The sequence below is a fragment of the Streptomyces sp. NPDC058231 genome, from assembly GCF_042882275.1.
In the GTDB taxonomy this organism is placed as follows: domain Bacteria; phylum Actinomycetota; class Actinomycetes; order Streptomycetales; family Streptomycetaceae; genus Streptomyces.
In genome coordinates this window covers 131,282-149,236 of sequence record NZ_JBHVWN010000008.1, presented here as the reverse complement: position 1 = coordinate 149,236, position 17,955 = coordinate 131,282, and the positions used below count along the sequence as shown (strand labels likewise).

Here is a 17,955-nt window from a genome sequence, read left to right as displayed (position 1 = left end):
AGCGTAGCCCGCCCACCCGATACGGACGGGCGGTCAATACTCGCGGCCGGAGAGGGCGATCGAGATCGTGGCGTCGTCGGCCGGCATGAAAATCGCGTCGGCCTCGATGAGAACGCAGTAGTTCGAGCAGTCCAACAGCGGGAACTGGAGTGGTCCCCCGTTGCGGCCGTGGGCGTCTGACGAGCTCTCGCACGTTCCGGCGCACTCCACCGATGCGCGTTCCACCTGCCCGTCCAGGATCACGGCGCCCCCCGCGGGGACATACGCAATCTCAAAGACGCTGTGCGGGTTGCACCGCTCTGCTTCGGCAACGTCCTCGCAGGACATGCCGTCGTGTTCCTCACGGCGCTCATAGAACGTCACCGTGACGCGCCGCAGGTCTTTGCTGCCCGCCTCCACGGTGATGAGCGGGGCTGCGCCGAACCACCCGGGCCATGTACTCAGGTCGAGTTCGTACGCAGCGGTGTTGACCGCGAGCGCGCTGCAGAAGCACGTCTCGGGTGGAGGCGCCACCGGCGGGGTCACGGTTCGGCATGTCGGGTCGCTGCACAGCGCGTCCATGTTGGGGCATGCCGCCAGGCGACATGTGGCGTCACACGGCAGGTCGAGCGAGTCGCGGTCCGGCCACGCCAGATCACACGCGGCGTCCGTGAGCTCCACCGACACGGAGCCGGGTGGGCAAGTGTCGCCCAGCTCGATGCACACCGGGTCATACGGGTCGTCGATACTGCGGTGCACGCACCAGGTGATGCACTCGGTCCCGTCGTCGGTCGGGATCTGGACGTCGAGCACGGGCACCGGGTCGCCCCACGCCCACGGTGTGGCCGCGGTGAGCACGAATTCCACGGTGAGGACGTCCGCGCCAGCCGAGCAGCCACCTGAGCCCGTACAGCTGTTGCCAGTGCGGGCTACGACGCGCGGCCCCTCGACCAGGGCAACACGGCGAAAGGTCCTGCGGTGCCGGGCGGCGAAAACTTCCGGCTCCTCGAACTCGGCCGGGCAGCAGTTGAACAGCGACAGGCAGTCCCCTCCACAGCCTGCACCTGTGCACCCTGCAAGAGCCTGCGCGAGCCACCTCAGCCCGTAGTTAACGGCGCAGCACGTGGCGCCGAGGAGTACCGCAGTGACGGTGATAGTGCGCGGCAGGATGCGGGCCGGCCCCAGGGCGGCACTGCCTGCTGCCGACCGGGTCACGGTCCGTTGAACCGGGTGGTCGTCGAGCCCGTCGACGGAAAGGACCAGGAGGCCAGCGAAGTCGGCGGACTCGGGCACGTCCGGGTCATACCACGGGGCGCCATCCGCCTCGGGTGTGGTGTACGGGTCATCTCCCACCAGTAGGGCGTCGAATGTCCCGCAACCGCACGCTGTGACGCTGTCGAGCGGGCTCCCGACCGACAGGAGGTAGGCAGCCAGGCGGGCGGAGTTCGCGATCTCCGTATCTCCGAACTGGAGCCACCACTCAAGTGCCATCAGATCCCCGCCGCCAGTGCCATTCGGTTGATCACCCGGTGGGCTGTGGCGTGCGCGTCGCCGGCCTCGGTGATGTGGAAGGTGTTCGTGATCGACGCCGTGCGCGGGCTGTTCGCCGCCCTGCCCCCGGAGGCCTTGCCGGCTCCGAGGATGTCGAGGAGTCCGGACTGCTCCGCAAGCTGCCGTGCCCGCTGGGGGCGCGTGAGCGGAATGATGACCTCGGGTCCGGCCTCGCCAACCAACGCGGGCGTGGCTGAGGTGACGATCCCGCCGTTGGCAAATGGCAGCAGTGACCTCACGGAGCTGGGAAGGCCGCCCTTGATCTTGCCGACGATTTGCGAGCCGATGTCGCCGAGCGAGGCAACGATCCTGCCCGGCAGAGAAGAAAACAGGCTGACGATGCTGGAGATCAGCGAACTCACCGCAGACCGCGCCGACCCCAGAGCGCTGCGAAAAGCGCCCGCGATACGCGACCCCAGTGACGACAACGCCGATCCGATACGTCCCGGCAGCCCGGCGAAGAACGTCACGACGGACGCACCCAGCGACTGGGCCGTCGACAGCGCGGAGGTCCCCGCGCTCCTGAACGTGGCTGCGATCCGGCCTGGAAGTGCCGCTAGTGCCACGCCGATCCGGCCTGGCAGTTCGGCGAAGAACGCGACTGCCGAGGCCACGAAGCCGGTGACGGCTGACACGGCCGAGGTAAATGCGGACGACAGAACGCCCATGATCGCCGTACCGAGCGAGGCGAGCGCGGAGACCACTCGTCCGGGTAGTTCGGTGAAGATGAAGATCACCCCGGCCAGGGCGGTCAGTACGGCGATACCGAGGCCCGCTACCGCGTTCACGAAGAGAGTGACGAGCAGGCCAGGGAGCGCGGCCAGCGCGGACATGATCATGCCGGGGAGTCCGGTGAAGAACCCGATCACGGCAGTGATCCCCGCCGACACGGCGGCGACGGCGCCCTGCCACGCCGACACGAAGAGCGTGGCGATCATCGAGCCGAACGAGGTGAGAGCCCCGACGATCACCGACGGCAGAGCGACGACGAAGTTCACTGCTGAGGTCAGGCTGGAGACCAGGCCGGTCAGCACGGACACCACGGCGGAGATGACTGGGACGACGGCGTTGATGACCAGCCATGACGCGAACGCGGCGGCGATTTGAAGGATCGGCGCCGCCAGGCTAACCATCGCCGAGACGAGCGGGACCAGCGCCGCGACCAGGCCGGCGACGGGTGGCAACAGGGGGACCAGCGCGCCCACGAGCGCGTTGAACGCGTCGACGATCGGCGGGAGGATCGGCAGGAGCGACACGAGGATCTGCCCGACCAGCGGAGCCAGCGCGGCAACGACCGTCGTCGCTGCCTGACCGATCGACGCCAACAGCGGCGCCAAGCCCTTCGCGGCGTCACCGAGCGCGGCACCGAGCGCCTCCGCGACCTGGGACAGCACCGGAATCAGCGGCGTCACCGCGCTGAGGAGCCCAGTCACGATGCCGACGAGTGGCCCAAGCAGCGGAACCACGACCTGAACGGCCGCCCCCAGCACAGACCCGAGCAATTGCGCGAGTTGGGCGATGCCCGGGGCGAGGCTGCCCGCGAGCTGAGCCACCAGCGGACCTACAGCAGCGACCAATTGAGCAATGGCCGGGACGATGCTGCTCGTCAGGATCGGGACGAGCTGCGCGATCAGCGGCAGCACCGCGGTCAGGGCGCCGCCGAGCGCCTGGCCCAGCTGGGCCGCTACCGGCCCCAGGGCGGCGAACAGGCCCTGGAAGGCTGCCGTCAGTCCCGGGATCAGGGGCAGCAGGGTGCTCGTGATCGCCGAGATCACCGGGGCGAGAGCCGCGGTGACCGTCGTCAGCGCCCCACCGAGGACCGACGAGAACAGCTGGGCGAGCTGGGTGACCAGCGGCAGCAGCGGCTGGATCGCCGACCGTACGGCGGTGATGATCTGTGTCAGCGCGCCGAGCGACCCGCCGCCGCCAGCGGCGAGCGCCCCGAACACGTCGCCGATCAACCCGCCGACCTGGAGGACGAGCGCACCCAATTGCCGGAAGATGCCGAGAGCACCGTTCACCCAGGCGACGGCCTGCCCGCCCTCAGCCGCCCTCGACAGGAAGTCTCCGATCCCCTGCCCGAGCTTGGCGATGGCGCTTCCCGCCCGCCCGCCGAACGCTTCCGCGACGGCGCCGCCCACCTGCGACAGACCGGCGATGACAGGAGCGATCGCGGCTGCCAAGCCCTTCGTGGCCTGGTCCGTCCCTGTGACGATCTGAGTAACCGACTTGATGCCGTCGGCCGACTTGAAGAAGCCGGCCACCTTACTGGCGGCCGCCCCGAAGTTCCCCGCGACCGCAGCAAGGCCCGTCTTCAAGGGCCCGCTCAGCGCCTTCGAGACTGCGGTGATCTGCCCCTGGAGCGGCTTGAAGAACGCATCCTGGACCGTCGACTTGAGCTGATCGAAAGAGGGCTTGAGGGCGCGGACCTCCCGCGCCGCAGCTCGGGCGGCAGGCGACAACCCTTCGAGGGCCTTGGTGAACTTGTCCGCGTCATCGCCCAGCGCGGCACCGAACGCGTCGCCGACACCAGACAAGGCCAGCTTCAGGGCGCTCGTCGCAACGATCGCCCCGCCGATCGCGGCAGGGACCGCCGCGATAATCCCGGCCGCCGGTGCCAGCGACACCAGGAGCGAGGAGACGCCGGCCGCAGCCGCCAAGGCTGCCCCGCCGATCGCCGCGAACTTCAGGCCGCTCGCCAGCAACCCGCCGACACCGCTGGCCACTGACGCCAGCCCCCGCAACGCCCGGGTGAAGTTGTTGACGTCCGGGTTCACCGGCACCGACAGAGTCGGCATATTGTGCGTGCGCAGCCGCGCATCGAACCCCGACAGGTCCGGCACGACAGTGACCTGGAACTCCTCGCCCGCCAGGAGCGCGCGGATCCGCTCGACAAACCCCGTCAGGTCCGGAGCGACCGGGATGTTGATGCTCTCCAGCGACCTCAGTCCGGTCAGGAGCGCCGCATCGAAACGGCTGAGGTCCGGAACGACCCGGACCGACACCGAGGCGGCGTCGAGGCCGCGCTGAATATTCCTGCGGATTTGGCTGCCGACGGTACGCGTGGCCCGGTCCAGCGCCCGCTGGATACGCAGACCGAGATCGCGGGCATCAGCAACCGCGCCTGCCGGATCGAGGACCACTGTGATGCGGGCAGACCCGTAATCTTCGTCATCGCCGGCCACCAGGCAACCTCACGCATGTGCAGAGGATTGCCTGGCCCATAACCAACGGCGTACGGCAGGGCGCGCAGCCCGGCCGTGATGTCCAGACTAGCCGGTGCGGCCTCCCGTGAGCTTGGCGTCTTCGGCCGCGAGCTGCGCGGCAAGCGACTGCGCCCGGTCCATGTCGAGACCCACACCGGGCGGACGAACCTGCCTCTCCCCCGGGGTGCGGCGCCGGCCTCCGGGCGGGGCGTACAGCTTGGCCCGGTTCCGCTGCCTCTCGGCGTCGTCCTCAGCCGCCGCGTCCATCGCGGCCTCGGCAGCCGCGAGCATCACCTTGAGCGGCCACGCGTGGATGTCGACCCCGCTGAGCGCGAGTTGGCCACACCACGAGTCCCACGCGGCGGCGATGTTGCTGCAGAGCCGCCAGACGACGTAGGAGGGCGCTGACCCGCGCCACCGCCGAACAGCTCGACAACCCACTCCAGCAGCTCGACCAGGACCCGGTCCGGGAGGCGCAGCCCGTCGACAACCCGGGCGTTCGCGATCTCCGCCGCGTAGGCCTCGGCCTCAGCTGCGTCCGCGAACGACTCCACGGGTTTCCCGTCCACGACGACGTCGAGGCGGGTGAACAGCTCGGCGGACTCCGGCAGCATGAGGCGAGCGAGGAAGTCACGCAGCGCACGGGACACCCGGCGGAGCTGGGCGGGGTCGACCCCAGACAAGCCGTCCAGGCTCACGCCACTCGACTTCTGGGCGTCGATCAGCGACTGATACGCATCCATGAAGTCATCGCCCATGACCTCGGGTTCGAAGTAGAGCTCGAAGCCGCCGATGTCGGCCACGTGAGGGACCGTATTGAGTGCAAAAGACCTTGTTGCCACTGGTGTGCCCTTGTCTCCGCGCGTTTCGCCCGGCCCAAAACCAGCGGCGTACGGGGAAGCGTAGAGCAGGTCCAGCTCGTCGAGCTGCGGGAGCATCTGACCCACTGTCGCCATCGACTACCGTGAGTCCCGGGTGCGCCAGTTCATGGCTGGTAGTTCAGCTGAGCCCCCTGCCGAACAGCATCAGCAGGGGGCACAGTCGATTCCCGGATCAACTCCGCACGGCCGGAGCCCGATCAGCGGCCTTCCCGAAGTGCGCGCTTCAAGAAGTTGTTGGGCTTCGTGCCAGGGTGCCGAACGTAGGCCGCGTACACCACGCGACCACCGACCTCGAACCGCAGCGCCTTCGCCCTGCGCGGGCGGATGATGTGCGGCCGGGTCCCGTCGAGGACCAGCCTCACTTTGGGGTGGTCGCAGACGATGACGCCCTGGAGGCCCTTCGGCCCATCCGTGACCTTCCAGGTCACGTAGCTGCCCATGGAGCCCAGCGCCTCGCGTTCGGCGATCCTGGCCGTCCTCTCCGTCCTCTCGGCCAGCTTCCGAGCCGTACGGCCACCGCGCAGCCGCAGCAGCCGGGAGATCTTGCCGGTGTCGATCCGCACCTCAACACTCACGGCGACTCCTCGTCGTCAGGGCACTGCCCGCAGCCCGGCAACGCCACGGTGACGCGCTGCTCCAGGCCAACGCAACCTCCTTCCGGCCCGACCGTCCGCTGAACACCCATCACGAACCGTCGGCCGCGCGGCCGCTGTTCGGTGCCGGGCAGGCAGCACAGCAGCGCGTTGAAGACGCTCGTCATATCGACGTGGAGGACCTGCGCCGCCGCCGACAACTCGTCACAGGTGGGCGGACAGCCGGTCTCAGTGACCGTCGGGGCGCAGCGCAGCAGCGTGACAACCAGCTCCAGGCCGGTGACCGTCGGCGGCGCACAGCCACGCACTCCCTGCACGACGCGGGCCTCGGCCGGAAAGTCGGCGTCCGTGGACGGGAAGATCCGCGCCACCGACACCGTGAGCTGCCCGCCGGTGGACTCCTGGCCGCACGGGTCGTCGCAGGAGTCCCACGCAACTTGCCCGGGCACCACGCACGCCCGGCAGGACGGACAGCCGGGCTGCCCGTCGACCTGGGCCGCGGTGCGGTCCAGAGCGACGCACACGCAGCCGAGGACAGCTTCCGTCAGGTCGTGGATCGCCAGTGGACTCAGGGCCATTGGTATCCCCTTCGCGTAGAATTCGGGACATACCAAGACCCCCGCGACGGCTGCAACCGTCCGGGGGCGTGGCCGACTGAACAGGAGTCGACATGGCCCAGGCTACGTGCCCGGTCGTTTTCGCCAACGGCGCTCGATGTACCCGCCCCCGTAAAGGCGCCAGGTGGTGCCACCCGTGTTACGCGTGGAGCAGGAACCACAGCGGGCAGGACCCCAACGGACGCACTGCGTACCGCCGCAACGGAGAGCTGCAAGCCACACTGCGAGTTGCAGCTGCCGCGACCACCGACGAATGCATCATCATGACGACTCCGAGCGGTCGCCGACCGAAGGCCGACTCCGGCGGCATGGTGATCTGGGCTGCTCGCGCGGTGTGGATCATCGCGAACGGTGACCCCGGGGACCTCCTCGTCCTCCATACCTGCCACCGCGGGGACGAGGGCTGCATCAACATCCGCCACCTGTACCGAGGCGACCAGAACCGCAACGTTCAGGACATGGTCGAGGCGGATCGGCAGGCTCGTGGCGAGAGACAGGGGCGAGCGGTCTTGTCCGCAGAGCAGATTAGGCAGATGCGGCAGGAGTACATCCCTCGCGTGATCACTCAAGCCTTCCTCGCGAATAAGTACGGAATCAGCCGTTCGCACGTTGCGAACATCCTGCGTGGCGCGGAGTGGAAGCACGTCGCCTGATTTCACGGCCACTGGTGCGTCCTCGGTCGGCGGTAATCCGGGCTGTAGGCGCGGCTCTGAGACTTGAGCCGGTACGGGTTCACCGCCATCAACCAGGCATCGGCCATCGGGAGACCCGTGAGACCGGACTCGTACATGATCGTCGGGTCCGGCCTCTCGATATCCACGCCCTGGCGCGAGATCCGCGTCGCGTTACGGACGGTGGCGTTACACCCACACGAGCCGCCGCCACAACCGGCCAGGTAGTGACACACCAGCTCCGAAACAGCCGCAATCGCCGCCTCACCCAGCGGCAGCCCCGTCCGGTACGTCACCGCGGCCGTACCAGGCTCCGTCGGCGGCTCATCGAGCTGCTGACAGGCGTCCCAGCAGTCTCCGTCGAGGCGGACGAGGATGTTCGGCACATCCACGCGGTACGCCTCCGGCGGCAAGATCACACCGTCGACCACCACCGACAGCACGTCGAAGACCGGCCCATCCAGTTTCAGTTGGCAGAGCTCCGTGCACGAGCAGTCGGTCCGACACCCGCACACCGCGTTACGCCACACACCCCCGTCGTCCATGTACGGGATGCGCCCGCCAGACTGCGGCACGCCGGCCGTCCAGAACGGCGCATACTGCTCCACGCACGACTTGCCGCACGGCCGAATCGTCACCGGGCACGACGGACCCCAGCGCATGCCTGACAACCGCCACAAGATCTCCGAGGCGACCCGTGTCCACCGCTCGATCTCATCTGCCTCGTACTTGGACACATCGCAGCAGGGGTGGAACGGCCACGGGTCACAGGGGCTTGCCTGAAGCGGCATCACCGCCTCCGTGTCTCGTAGTGGCTCGGCTCGGGGAAGGCACGCCGGATGAACTGGCCGACGTGCCCGTGGGCGAAGGAGTCGGGCATGGTCGACAGGAACGGGCTTTCCGGCCCGTAGCCGCGCGGCGCCCGGTGCAGGATCTTCACGTCCCGGATGCGTTCGCCGCCAAGGCCGTTGAGGACGCCATACAACGTCCGCTTGTGCACCACGTCCAGGTGCCGCCCGGTGTCCAGGGCCTTCAGCATCCCGGTTTTGTCGGCAGGCAGGGGTACATGGAGCTCGTAGGACACCGGGTCGGGGTGTCCCAGGCTCTCCAGGAGCTTTCTGGTCTCCCGCATGCCGCGCAGGTACTTCCCCGAGGCGCGGGCGGCGTAGTACGACTCCACCGTCCGCACAGGTCCGCGGTGGAGTACCGGCATCTCCTCCATGGGGTGCATGACGAACATGTCGTCGTTGCACAACAGGAACTGCCCGGCCACGTCGGGGTGCTCGCACGCTGCACGCACTGCCACGGTGGTGTTCTGGTATTTCGTGCCCGTCTGGCGAGTCGGGATGTGCCCGGCACCGGCCGCCCATTGCGGCCGGTGCCCTACAAGCCACACCCGGCCGTGCGGAAGGTGGGCCGCCCACGAACGCAGCGCGTAGCGCAGTTGCTCGTTGACGGCCCCTTCCCTCACCGGGACCACAATGTCTGGTACGCCCATGGTCAGGACACCGAGCAGAGGCCGCCGGCAACCGGGGCGTAGTCACACGTCGGCTCCGGCGGAGCGACAGACGTGATGAACGTCCTGCGATGACAAGCCGAGCCAAGCGGGGTGAGCAGAGGCCCGCCGGTGCCAGCCGCGTCGATCGGCATGACGTCGTACGGGCCGGTGCCCCAGCCGCCGCCTGCACGGGTCGCACCGGTCAGCGTGAGCGATGCGGCCTCGCTGCCGACCTCCAGGTCCCCGAGCATGCCGTTCGTGACCCACGGCAGGAGGAAGTAGATCCACGCCCCCTCGCCCGCACCGGTGGCCTCACACGCGTCCGCACCGAGGACCTCGGCCCACAGCTCCAGTGCGAAGCCGGAGTTGCACTGAACCGAGCAGTCGTCGTAGCCGATGGGCTTGCCGTCGAATCCGTAGACCACCGGGTTGCCGGTGGTGATCTCGACGAACTCGGGGCTGACAGAGAAGAAGTTCAGCTCGGTGTCGAAACCCTTGAAGCTCGGGCAGCCACGCTTGAAACCGCAGACCCTCCCATTTGCGGCTTTATATTCCACATCCTCGCCATCATCGACATTCGAATTCATTGCGAGTGAAGCAAAGCAGTCGAACACGAATCCGTTGTCGTCGCCGCAGACCGGGCGGCCACAGCCGTCAACCCGGGTAACGCGGATCGTGTCCGCGTTCGCGATCAGGGGGCAGGACATCTTGGGCCTCCAACAGACTTGCGTTGGCAGCCCGGCCCAAAACCAGCAGCGCTACCACCCAGCATAGCCAGGTGGTAGCGCCGCTCCCCGTGGCTTCTACGACGGGTCAAGCTCCACGCAGCTCCAGCGCGAGGTCGCCGCAGTCCTCAGCCTGGAACGCCGCGATGACGCCGCAGTTGCACCAGTTACCGCAGTAGTTCGTCGCTCGTGCCACTCACCCGTCAGAAACCTTTCTGGTTCTGAAGTTCAGACAGAACGCGACCTCACCGCCCACGGTCCCCGTGTCGATGTGTTTCATGGCCTCCACCCGCACCACGGTCGGGCCCGCCACCTCGTACATGGCACCGCAGGTGGCGGTGCCATGGATGGTGAGGCCACGGGCCTCCGTGGACGTGTCCGCGAACACGAAACAGGCCCGTGACGTCATCGGCACTTCCACTCCGGCGGTCACGTCGAACAGATGGGCCTGAACGTAGACGTTCGTGATGGGTCCGGTGCCGCTGACGCCGCCCTGGACGTCCGCCTCCAGCTGGTACACGCCTGCCTCGGGGAGCGTGAGGTCCGTGCCGGGGACCGCCGTCCACGTGTCGAACGTGCCGCCCAGGGCGAGCTGCCCGGACGTCTGCGCCCACACCGGGCGGGGTGTGAAACTGCCGTCCGTGCCGGCCATCAGTCAGCCACCTTCTTGAAGCGGAAGTTGAGGATCCACAAACCGCGCTGCGTCGTCGCCCCTACGTCGCAGCGCCAGGAACCTTGCACCTGCACGGTGGTGGGCCCTGTGACCGTGTACAGGGCCCCGCAGGAGGCGTTGGCCTGGATACCGTTGGCGCCTGTCGTCGTCGAACCGATCAGGATGACGCGGCGATCCGTCCGTGGAACTGTGGCCCCTGCCGTGACGTCGAAGATCCGGGCGTCGATGATCGCGTTGACAACCGCAGCCCCCCAGGACTGCGAACCTTGGATGTCGGCAACCAGCTCGTAGGTGCCTGATGTAGGCAGCACCAGGTTCGTAGCTGGGTCACCCACGTAGGTGCCGGCGGCTGGCGAGTCCAGCGCCACGAATCCGGACGCCTGCCCGGTGACGGGGGTGAGTCGGGCGCCGACGGTCCACGTGGCGGGGCAGGCCCCGGCTGCGGGGGCAGTCACGTCCACGTCGATGGACCGCTCGGTGCCTACCGCGGTGCCCGGCGCCACGCCCTCCACTACGGTGCTCGCAGCGAGTAGGCCGGCTGGCGACTGCACCAGCGCGTTGCATTCGGCTGGGTCCAACCGGACCGCTGTGCGTGGCGTGCCGCACCCGCAACCCTTGACCATCAGACATTCTCCCTTTGTGTTGGTGGATCAGCCGAGGTACTCGGCGGATCGTGGCGATCGCGCATTAGGGCGTGTCCGATGGGGCGGAGTTGATCGGTGGGTTCTCCACCGGATGCCGGGCACACGCACCTGATTCGTCATTGAACGTGTTCAGTAATGGGCCTAGGGTGGCGGCTAAATGCCCGCGGATGCTTGTGGCGCGACTTGCGCGGGCAGAGCCGGGCAGGAGCGGGGGTCGAAATGGCGCGACTGTTGGGCAGACGTGAAGCCGACCGCAAGGGGGCAGCGCCGTCGTCCGTTTCGATGGCTGTGCTTTGTGTGGTCATTGCCGCGTTGGCACTGGCGTGGACCGGAAGGCTCGACAGTCTCCCGGCGGGCGTCGCGTTGCTCCCCCTCACGCTGGTGGTCGGCCTGCCAGTGCTGTTGGCTGCGAGCGCGCTGCTGACCGCCGCATACATCCTGCCGACTGTGGCCCTGGGGCATTGGTTCGGGCGACTCGCAGGGCACGGGAGAAGGTGGTGGTGGGTGGCGGTCAGCACAGCCGTGGGGCTTCTGCCCGCAGTCGGCCTGCCCACGATGGCCCGAATGTCGCAGAGCGGGATCCATGAGTGGCGACAACTCGCCGTGGACGGGCTGCTGTTTGCGGGAGTGCTTTGGGCCGCTTCGGCGCCGGCTTCCCTTGCCGTCCACATGACTGTGCTGCGTGAAGAAGCAGGACGTCCGGTCCGGCCAGTTGGTGACATCCTCCTCTGGGGGACCCTCGGGTTGTCTATCGAACTCACCACGTTGTTGGTATACCTCTGAGCCGTCGCCGAACCCGCGTCCGGGCTGCGTTCCGCCTCTACGGCGACCGCGTGGACGGTCAGCCCGGATGCGGCTGTTGCCGCGGCGAGGAGGCTGACGGCGAGGAGCGTGACGGGCAGCGCGGCATCGACGTGGGCGGTGGGCGACCCGGCTGTGTTCGTGGCGAGACGGACCGACCGGAACCCCGCCCGGGCCTCGACCGTGAGCGTCACGATCGGTGGCGTAGAGAATGCGGGTGTCCATGTGAAGACGACGTCCCCGCTGCTGTTGGTGACGCCTCTGGCGCGGGCGATCCGGGGGCCCGCGGGAGCGGGGTTACTGGGCGGCCCCTGTGGCCCCTGAACACCCGGAAGTCCCTGGGGGCCTTGGGTGCCCGCCGGGCTCTCATGCCCCGGGGCGCCGGTCGGTCCCGCCAGTCCCTGAGGAGCAGCGGGACCGAGCGGTCCCTGAGTACCGACACTGCCGTCGGTACCGCTCACAGGGTCACCGCGGTGGTGAACGCGACCGTCACCGTGCCCGTTCCTGCGGTGATCGTCAGAGGTCCGGTCAGGGCCGCATCCGTGTCCCTGGCCACAGACCAGGTGACGTTTTCGCCGTCGTGCAGCGTGCTGTCCCCGTCCATGGTGGTGACTGTGCCGTTGCCGGCGTGGCTGACAGCGGTGACCGACTGGAGCAGCGTTACCCCTGCCGCTGACCACGAGCCGCCTGGGGCGAGTTCGACCCTGCGGGCCTGGACTCCCATGGCCGGGGGTGCTCCCTCGACCGGGCAGGCCACCGGGGAGACCGGGGTGTAGGGCGTGAAGGCCTCGTCGTATGTGCCGATCGTGGTCAGGGTGCCGTCTTCGGCGACCGCGATCAGTTCGACGTATTCGACGACCCCGTCTGCCGTCTGGTCGCACCTACATTGCTCCACGACCTTGACCGGCCCGTCAGGCGCCCCGGGGCACACTCCGACGGTTCCGGCCACCGTGTACGGAGTGGCGCCGTCCAGGGCGGTGTCAGCGGCCGTGATCGTGCCGTCCGCGGTGACCGTGAGGAGCCGCAGGAACGGCACCGGGTCGGCGTCCGGGTCGGCGAGCAGGTCACACAAGACCACAGCCTCGGTGTCCGGTCCGGGTGCGGTCGTAGTAGCTCCGTCGCCTCCGGCCGCGCACGTCGCGACCTCACCCGCAACCGTGTAGGGCGTGACGCCGTCGAGCGCGAGGTCGTGAGTCGACGTCACCGACCCGTCGCAACCGAACGTGATCGCCCGCAGGAACGCCGTCGAACCAACCGTCAGTGCCTCGGAACGCACATCAGCAGGGATGACGATCAGGTCCCGGTCGGCGCCGTTGCCCGTGCTTACGTCCGAGATCCGCAGCGTCACCGCGCCCGATGCCGGAGCGGTGAACGACAGCGGGGTCTCGTTCACGTATCCCGTGGCGGCGCCTGTCCCGTTGCTGATGTTGCGCTGCAGGGAGGCGAGGACGGTCGTGCCGTCAAGGATCTCCACGAGGTAGATCGCGTCCGACGCGGCCGGGTTCGGCACGCCGCTTCCGGCCCAACTGGTCGAGAACCGGAAGGCGTACCCGGTGTCGCCCGTGAGGCCAGTGACAGGGAGGGTGGCGACGCCGTTCGGGGCGACGTTGCCGCCCGAGTAGTACAGGCCGGCACCGACAACCTTGACGTTGCCGGTCCGGGCGAACGCGCTCATCGGAGTCGGGAAGGGCGGCTCGGGCGAGTACACCAGGTCGCACAGCTGGACGAGTTCGGTGTCCCCGCAGGGCTCGCCCGGCAACTCGTCGCTGGCGTCGCACACCTTCACGAGCAGGGCCCGGCTGCCGTTCTCGCAGTCCACGACGTCGCCGGTCGGAGCGGTCACCGAGCTGCCGTCGCCGGACGAGGCGCACGAGCCGACTTCGCCCTCCACGACATACGGCGTGGCGCCGTCCAGGCCGAGATCCTGGGTCGCGGTGAGGCCGCCGTCGCAGTCGAAGGTGAAGCGCCGCAGGAACGGTGTGGAGGTGACGGTCAGCACCGCCGTCCGCACCTCGATCGGCATCAAGTACAGGTCACGGTCGTTGATCGCACCGCCGGTCGTCTGGTCAGTGAACCGGATCGTGACCGCGCCAGTAGCGGGGGCGATGAACGCCAGCGGCGGCAGGTCCTCGGACAGGGCACCGCCCGGGAACGCGCTCGACCCGTTGGAGGTGTTCCGGGTCCTCGTGGCGAGGACCGTGGTGCCGTCGAGGACTTCCAGCAGATAGATCGCGTTGTTGTTGGCCGGGTCGGGGGCTCCCGCACCGATCCACGCGGATGCGAACCGGAACTCATACATCACGGCCGGGAGCAGCCCGCTAACGGTCAGCTCGGCTGTGCCGTTGGCCACCTGGTTGGCCTGGGCGAACCACAGGGTCGTGCCGCCGTTGACTGGTACCACGTTCCCGGTCAGCGTGAAGTCGCCCGCCGGGGTCGGAATCGGGGCCTGCGGGTCGTAGGTCAGGTTGCAAAGCTGCGCGACCTCGGTGTCCCCGCACGGCACGGCCGGGGTGCACAGGCTCGTGGCGGTGCACTGGCCGACCTCGCCCGTCACCGAGTACGGGGCACCGTCCAGCGTCGTGTACGTGACGGATTCCACCTGGCCGGTGTCGCAGTCCGTGACGACGTTCGCCAGGACCTGCTGTGCGCATCCGGTCTGGTCGTACACGGTGCTGGCGGTGAACTGGGACAGATTCCACCCGGTCTCGCGCGGGGCGCCCGAGCAGACGTCGTAGGAGTCCAGCGCCATCACCACGGCCACGTTTCCCGCCGCGAGATCCGCAGCGGGAACAGACGCAGTGACCGTCAGTGTCCCGGACCAGCCGACCGGCGTGTTGGCCGGGACGACTTCCAGGGCGACCTGCTGGGCGCCGTTGAACAGGCGCATGTGCCCCGTCTGGGCGCAGCCCTTGTCCGGTCCGGTCTGGGCGACCAGGACCGACACGGTGACTGTCGCTGTCCCGTCATCACACGCGGGGCGCACCCCGGTGATGGTGGCGGCGAGGCTGTTGACCTTGCCGGGCGTGCCGGGCTGCGGCCCGGTGCCGGGCGGCAGGGTGAGGGTGCCGCCGTCCCACAGAGTCTGAGCCCCGCTCACGGGCGCGGCGACCGTGTCCGGGTAGTAGGGCGTCGGGTCCGTGTCCGCCAGAGTCGGCGTCGGCTCCCCGTCCTGCGGCAGGTCGCACACCAGGAGCGTGGAGGAGTTCCGGCACGGCGCCTCGCCCGGCGATTCGTCCTCGGCGTCGTCTGCGCCGCACACGCTTACCGTCGCGTCGGCCGGCACGGTGACCGGGTCCCCCGTCGCCAGATCGACGTACCGGGTGTTCGTGCGGTCGCCTGACTGGTCGTCGTAGACGTACTCCGCCAAGACCTGCGTGACCGTGCCGTCCGCCGCGACCACACACAGGACGTGCGTTTCCACGTCTACGCGCTGCTCGGGCGGCGGGGTCGGGCAGCATTCCTGTACCTGCTCGCACTGGCCGACCGTTCCGGTCACCGTGTACGGCTGCCCGTCGAGCGTCGTGTCCGTGGTGGAAATGACGGCGCCGGTCTCGCAGTCGGTGACCTGCTTGCGCATGAACTGCTGCGTCGACGTCATGACCACATCGAGCCGGCCCTGAAGCCAGTTCGCGCCGCCGACGTCGCGGACCTCGACCTCGATGACGTTCGGCCCGGCCGTCACAGGAACCTGCGAGCTGGCGCCGTTCGCCGGGAGGTTCCACTGGGCGTAATGGCCCGTGTCGGTCCCGTTGACCCGGATCTTGCACGCCCCGTCGGCCAACAGCGCGGTCGCGGAGATGAGCGCCATGCCGTCTTCGGGCGCCGTGAACGTTTTCGTCAGCACCCACCGGACGGGCGCCGCGTCGTACCCGCCCCACGCGTTGTCACAGCTGGTGGACAACCCGAGGTTCCCGTCGGCGCGCACCGACAGGAACGCGGGCGCGGACCAGATCGGCGCCGCCGAGATCGCGACTTCGGGCGCGTTGTATCCGGCGCATCCGCCGGTGTCGTATGAGGCGAGGGTCCACCCGTCGCCGTCCGTCACGCCGGCCGTGTCCAGCACAGTGACCGTGCTGGTCGCCGACACGTCGCACAGCAGCGACGACGACGTGTCCCGGCACGGCTCGGGCTGGCCCGGGGATTCACCATCACCCGTGCCGGTGCACTGGGAGCAGCAGCCGCCGGCCTTGAGTGTCGTGCCGAGGAACGACACGAAACAGCACGCGGTGCCGCCGCCGTTGTTCGCGTACCCCCAGGTGATGGTGGCGGGAGGCGTGTTCCAGTAGGCGAGGACCGTGGGCCCGGGGTTGGCGGACTCGTTGGTGCGGATAGTGCCGGTGGCCGGGTCGTAGGTGCCGGTCCCGTTTTCGAACACCACGCTGTCTGGGCGCGGCGTCAGCCCGCTGATGCCCTCGAAGTTGTCGAGGTCGTTGAAGTCCAGCCGGAACCGCGTCATGGCCTGCGCCTCGGGCGACAGGTCCAGCCGGTAAGCGGTGGGGTTGTTGAAGACCGGGTGGGTGGGGTCGTAGGGGCCGCAGCTCCCTCCGGCCGGGTTGCTGGCGTGGAGGTGGACGGTCGCGACGTCCCCGGTGTCGGGGTTGGTCACCGTGTAGATGAAGTCTCGTCCGCCGGGCAGGGCCGGGTCCTCGACGATGCCGGACAGTGGCCAATCCAGCTCCACGAGCGAGGGCACCCCGCCCGTGCAGTCCACGACGTTGACCGGCGTGTAGGCGGTGGTGCCGTCCAGCTCGGTGTCGCGTACCTCCGTGACGGCGCCGGTGCAGTCGTACACCATGTGCCGCAGGAACGGCACTGCGCACCGCTTACCGTCAGCGTCCGGGGCGACCGCGGGGTTCAGGTCGCACATGCGCATGACCGTCACCGAGGACACGCACGGGTCCGCAGCGTTCGGGCATACGGCCAGGTGCGTACCCCCGGGAAGGGCCACGGGGTTACCGGTGACGGAGTCGACGTAGCGGACTCCGGTCCGGTTCCCGGTGGTCTGGTCGTAGATGATCTCCGCGAGGACGTTCTGGAGGACGTCGTCGGTGGCGTCGTCGACGAGGCACAGCGGGACGGGCGCCACTTCGAACGTGGGCGGCATCTGGCCCGGGGACTCGTCTCCGTCCCCGCCCGCTGCGGCGGGGCAGTCGACGGGGGCGACGGGCGTGTACGGCTGGTCGAAGTCGCCATCGATCCACGTGCCCAGGAGCGTCGGGGTGGCGCCCGGGGTGCACGGGTCAACGGCCCACAGCTCGGTGAAACGGACGTCGCCCAGGCCGTCACCATCCACATCGTCACAGCCGCAGCGTTCGACGATCTGCGGGGCGCATGTCTGGGTGGGCTCGCCCGGCGACTCATCCCCGCCCGCGTCCTGGGTGCAGTCCACGGGGTTCTGCGGGGTGTATGGCTGGTCGAAGTCGCCGTCGACGTAGGTTCCGACGAGGAACGCCGGCGAGGCGCCGCACGTGTCGACCGACCACAGTTCGACGTACCGGACGTCGCCGATACCGTCACCTGTCGTGTCGTCGCACGCGCAGCGCTCCACGATCTGCCGGGCACACGGAGGTTCTCCGGGCGACTCGTCCTCGTCGCCGCCACTCGGGCAGATGCTCAGCTGCCCCTGGAGGGTGTAGGTAGCGCCGGTGGCCGCGTCGACAAGGCGTACGGAGTCGATGCTGCCGTCGTCGGCGTAGTGGTACTCCACGAGCACCAGCCCGAACACTGTGCCGTCGGGAGCGGCGTCACAGAAGACGCCCGAGACGGTGATCGAACGGGCGTCGCCGCAGGCGCCAGCCGCAGCCGGGGGGACGCCCGTCGTGAAGGCGCCGGTGGACAGGTTCAGCCAGCCGGTCTGCTGGACGTTGCCCACGCAGTCGCGCTCCGCGACCACCGCGATAGGCGTTCCGTCGGGCAAGCAAAGGCCCGTGGTCGCAATGGGCTGGGTAAGCGACGGGCATTCCGAGCCGCCGCACCCGCCTCCGCAGGACGAGAAACCGCCGCCAACGGCCATGTCAAACCTTCGCATTCTCAGGGTAGTTGCTGGTCAAGAAGTCCGTGTCCAGTGCGGCAAGGCATGGTCGTGGCTGAAGTGACCTGACGGTGGCCTGGCGCTT

The 17,955-nt window shown here is 68.7% G+C and carries 14 protein-coding genes; 2 read left to right on the top strand and 12 right to left on the bottom strand.

Annotation, left to right across the window (positions count from 1 at the left end):
• Positions 1-33 precede the first annotated feature (33 nt).
• The 6 genes from ACFVXE_RS08585 to ACFVXE_RS08560 all read right to left on the bottom strand — a co-directional run bounded on the left by ACFVXE_RS08585 (position 34) and on the right by ACFVXE_RS08560 (position 6,788).
• On the bottom strand, positions 34-1,470 hold the full coding sequence (locus tag ACFVXE_RS08585; protein ID WP_389670267.1) for a hypothetical protein: 1,437 nt from the start codon (positions 1,468-1,470) through the stop codon (positions 34-36).
• Positions 1,470-4,715 (bottom strand): hypothetical protein, encoded by a 3,246-nt coding sequence (locus tag ACFVXE_RS08580; protein ID WP_389670266.1) that lies wholly within the window; start codon positions 4,713-4,715, stop codon positions 1,470-1,472. The genes ACFVXE_RS08585 and ACFVXE_RS08580 overlap by 1 nt, the downstream gene beginning before the upstream one ends.
• An 87-nt stretch (positions 4,716-4,802) precedes the next feature.
• Positions 4,803-5,027: a hypothetical protein gene (locus ACFVXE_RS08575; RefSeq protein ID WP_389670265.1), complete on the bottom strand. Its 225-nt coding sequence runs from the start codon at positions 5,025-5,027 to the stop codon at positions 4,803-4,805.
• On the bottom strand, positions 5,027-5,674 hold the full coding sequence (locus tag ACFVXE_RS08570; protein WP_389670264.1) for a hypothetical protein: 648 nt from the start codon (positions 5,672-5,674) through the stop codon (positions 5,027-5,029). Before ACFVXE_RS08570 ends, ACFVXE_RS08575 begins: the two co-directional genes overlap by 1 nt.
• A 140-nt stretch (positions 5,675-5,814) precedes the next feature.
• Complete coding sequence (locus ACFVXE_RS08565) at positions 5,815-6,192, bottom strand: hypothetical protein (RefSeq protein WP_389670263.1); 378 nt, start codon at positions 6,190-6,192, stop codon at positions 5,815-5,817.
• Positions 6,189-6,788 (bottom strand): hypothetical protein, encoded by a 600-nt coding sequence (locus ACFVXE_RS08560; protein WP_389670262.1) that lies wholly within the window; start codon positions 6,786-6,788, stop codon positions 6,189-6,191. The genes ACFVXE_RS08565 and ACFVXE_RS08560 overlap by 4 nt, the downstream gene beginning before the upstream one ends.
• 302 nt (positions 6,789-7,090) lie before the next feature.
• Here ACFVXE_RS08560 and ACFVXE_RS08555 point away from each other — a divergent pair, with 302 nt between their 5' ends.
• Entirely contained in the window at positions 7,091-7,480 is a 390-nt protein-coding gene (locus ACFVXE_RS08555) for a helix-turn-helix domain-containing protein (protein ID WP_389670261.1), read from the top strand.
• Positions 7,481-7,482: 2 nt separating this feature from the next.
• Here ACFVXE_RS08555 and ACFVXE_RS08550 read toward each other — a convergent pair whose 3' ends face one another.
• The 5 genes from ACFVXE_RS08550 to ACFVXE_RS08530 all read right to left on the bottom strand — a co-directional run bounded on the left by ACFVXE_RS08550 (position 7,483) and on the right by ACFVXE_RS08530 (position 10,849).
• Positions 7,483-8,289 (bottom strand): hypothetical protein, encoded by an 807-nt coding sequence (locus ACFVXE_RS08550; RefSeq protein ID WP_389670260.1) that lies wholly within the window; start codon positions 8,287-8,289, stop codon positions 7,483-7,485.
• Positions 8,289-8,996 (bottom strand): hypothetical protein, encoded by a 708-nt coding sequence (locus ACFVXE_RS08545; RefSeq protein WP_389670259.1) that lies wholly within the window; start codon positions 8,994-8,996, stop codon positions 8,289-8,291. The genes ACFVXE_RS08550 and ACFVXE_RS08545 overlap by 1 nt, the downstream gene beginning before the upstream one ends.
• A gap of 2 nt (positions 8,997-8,998) precedes the next feature.
• Entirely contained in the window at positions 8,999-9,703 is a 705-nt protein-coding gene (locus ACFVXE_RS08540) for a hypothetical protein (RefSeq protein WP_389670258.1), read from the bottom strand.
• Between the two features lie 214 nt (positions 9,704-9,917).
• Positions 9,918-10,373 (bottom strand): hypothetical protein, encoded by a 456-nt coding sequence (locus ACFVXE_RS08535; RefSeq protein ID WP_389670257.1) that lies wholly within the window; start codon positions 10,371-10,373, stop codon positions 9,918-9,920.
• Positions 10,373-10,849 (bottom strand): hypothetical protein, encoded by a 477-nt coding sequence (locus ACFVXE_RS08530; RefSeq protein WP_389670256.1) that lies wholly within the window; start codon positions 10,847-10,849, stop codon positions 10,373-10,375. The genes ACFVXE_RS08535 and ACFVXE_RS08530 overlap by 1 nt, the downstream gene beginning before the upstream one ends.
• Positions 10,850-11,257: 408 nt before the next feature.
• Between ACFVXE_RS08530 and ACFVXE_RS08525 the strand changes: the two genes are divergently transcribed.
• On the top strand, positions 11,258-11,821 hold the full coding sequence (locus ACFVXE_RS08525) for a hypothetical protein (RefSeq protein ID WP_389670255.1): 564 nt from the start codon (positions 11,258-11,260) through the stop codon (positions 11,819-11,821).
• A gap of 475 nt (positions 11,822-12,296) precedes the next feature.
• On the opposite strand, the gene ACFVXE_RS08520 is transcribed toward ACFVXE_RS08525, so the two are convergent.
• Positions 12,297-17,756, bottom strand: a complete 5,460-nt coding sequence (locus ACFVXE_RS08520; protein ID WP_389670254.1) for a hypothetical protein — start codon at positions 17,754-17,756, stop codon at positions 12,297-12,299.
• Between the last annotated feature and the right edge of the window lie 199 nt (positions 17,757-17,955).

What these genes read in the sequence shown, in the direction of transcription:
- ACFVXE_RS08585 (WP_389670267.1), bottom strand. Translation starts at nt 1,470, where the DNA reads ATGGCACTTGAGTGGTGGCTCCAGTTCGGAGATACGGAGATCGCGAAC.
- ACFVXE_RS08575 (WP_389670265.1), bottom strand. Translation starts at nt 5,027, where the DNA reads ATGCTCGCGGCTGCCGAGGCCGCGATGGACGCGGCGGCTGAGGACGAC.
- ACFVXE_RS08570 (WP_389670264.1), bottom strand. Translation starts at nt 5,674, where the DNA reads ATGCTCCCGCAGCTCGACGAGCTGGACCTGCTCTACGCTTCCCCGTAC.
- ACFVXE_RS08560 (WP_389670262.1), bottom strand. Translation starts at nt 6,788, where the DNA reads ATGGCCCTGAGTCCACTGGCGATCCACGACCTGACGGAAGCTGTCCTC.
- ACFVXE_RS08555 (WP_389670261.1), top strand. Translation starts at nt 7,091, where the DNA reads ATGACGACTCCGAGCGGTCGCCGACCGAAGGCCGACTCCGGCGGCATG.
- ACFVXE_RS08550 (WP_389670260.1), bottom strand. Translation starts at nt 8,289, where the DNA reads ATGCCGCTTCAGGCAAGCCCCTGTGACCCGTGGCCGTTCCACCCCTGC.
- ACFVXE_RS08545 (WP_389670259.1), bottom strand. Translation starts at nt 8,996, where the DNA reads ATGGGCGTACCAGACATTGTGGTCCCGGTGAGGGAAGGGGCCGTCAAC.
- ACFVXE_RS08540 (WP_389670258.1), bottom strand. Translation starts at nt 9,703, where the DNA reads ATGTCCTGCCCCCTGATCGCGAACGCGGACACGATCCGCGTTACCCGG.
- ACFVXE_RS08535 (WP_389670257.1), bottom strand. Translation starts at nt 10,373, where the DNA reads ATGGCCGGCACGGACGGCAGTTTCACACCCCGCCCGGTGTGGGCGCAG.
- ACFVXE_RS08525 (WP_389670255.1), top strand. Translation starts at nt 11,258, where the DNA reads ATGGCGCGACTGTTGGGCAGACGTGAAGCCGACCGCAAGGGGGCAGCG.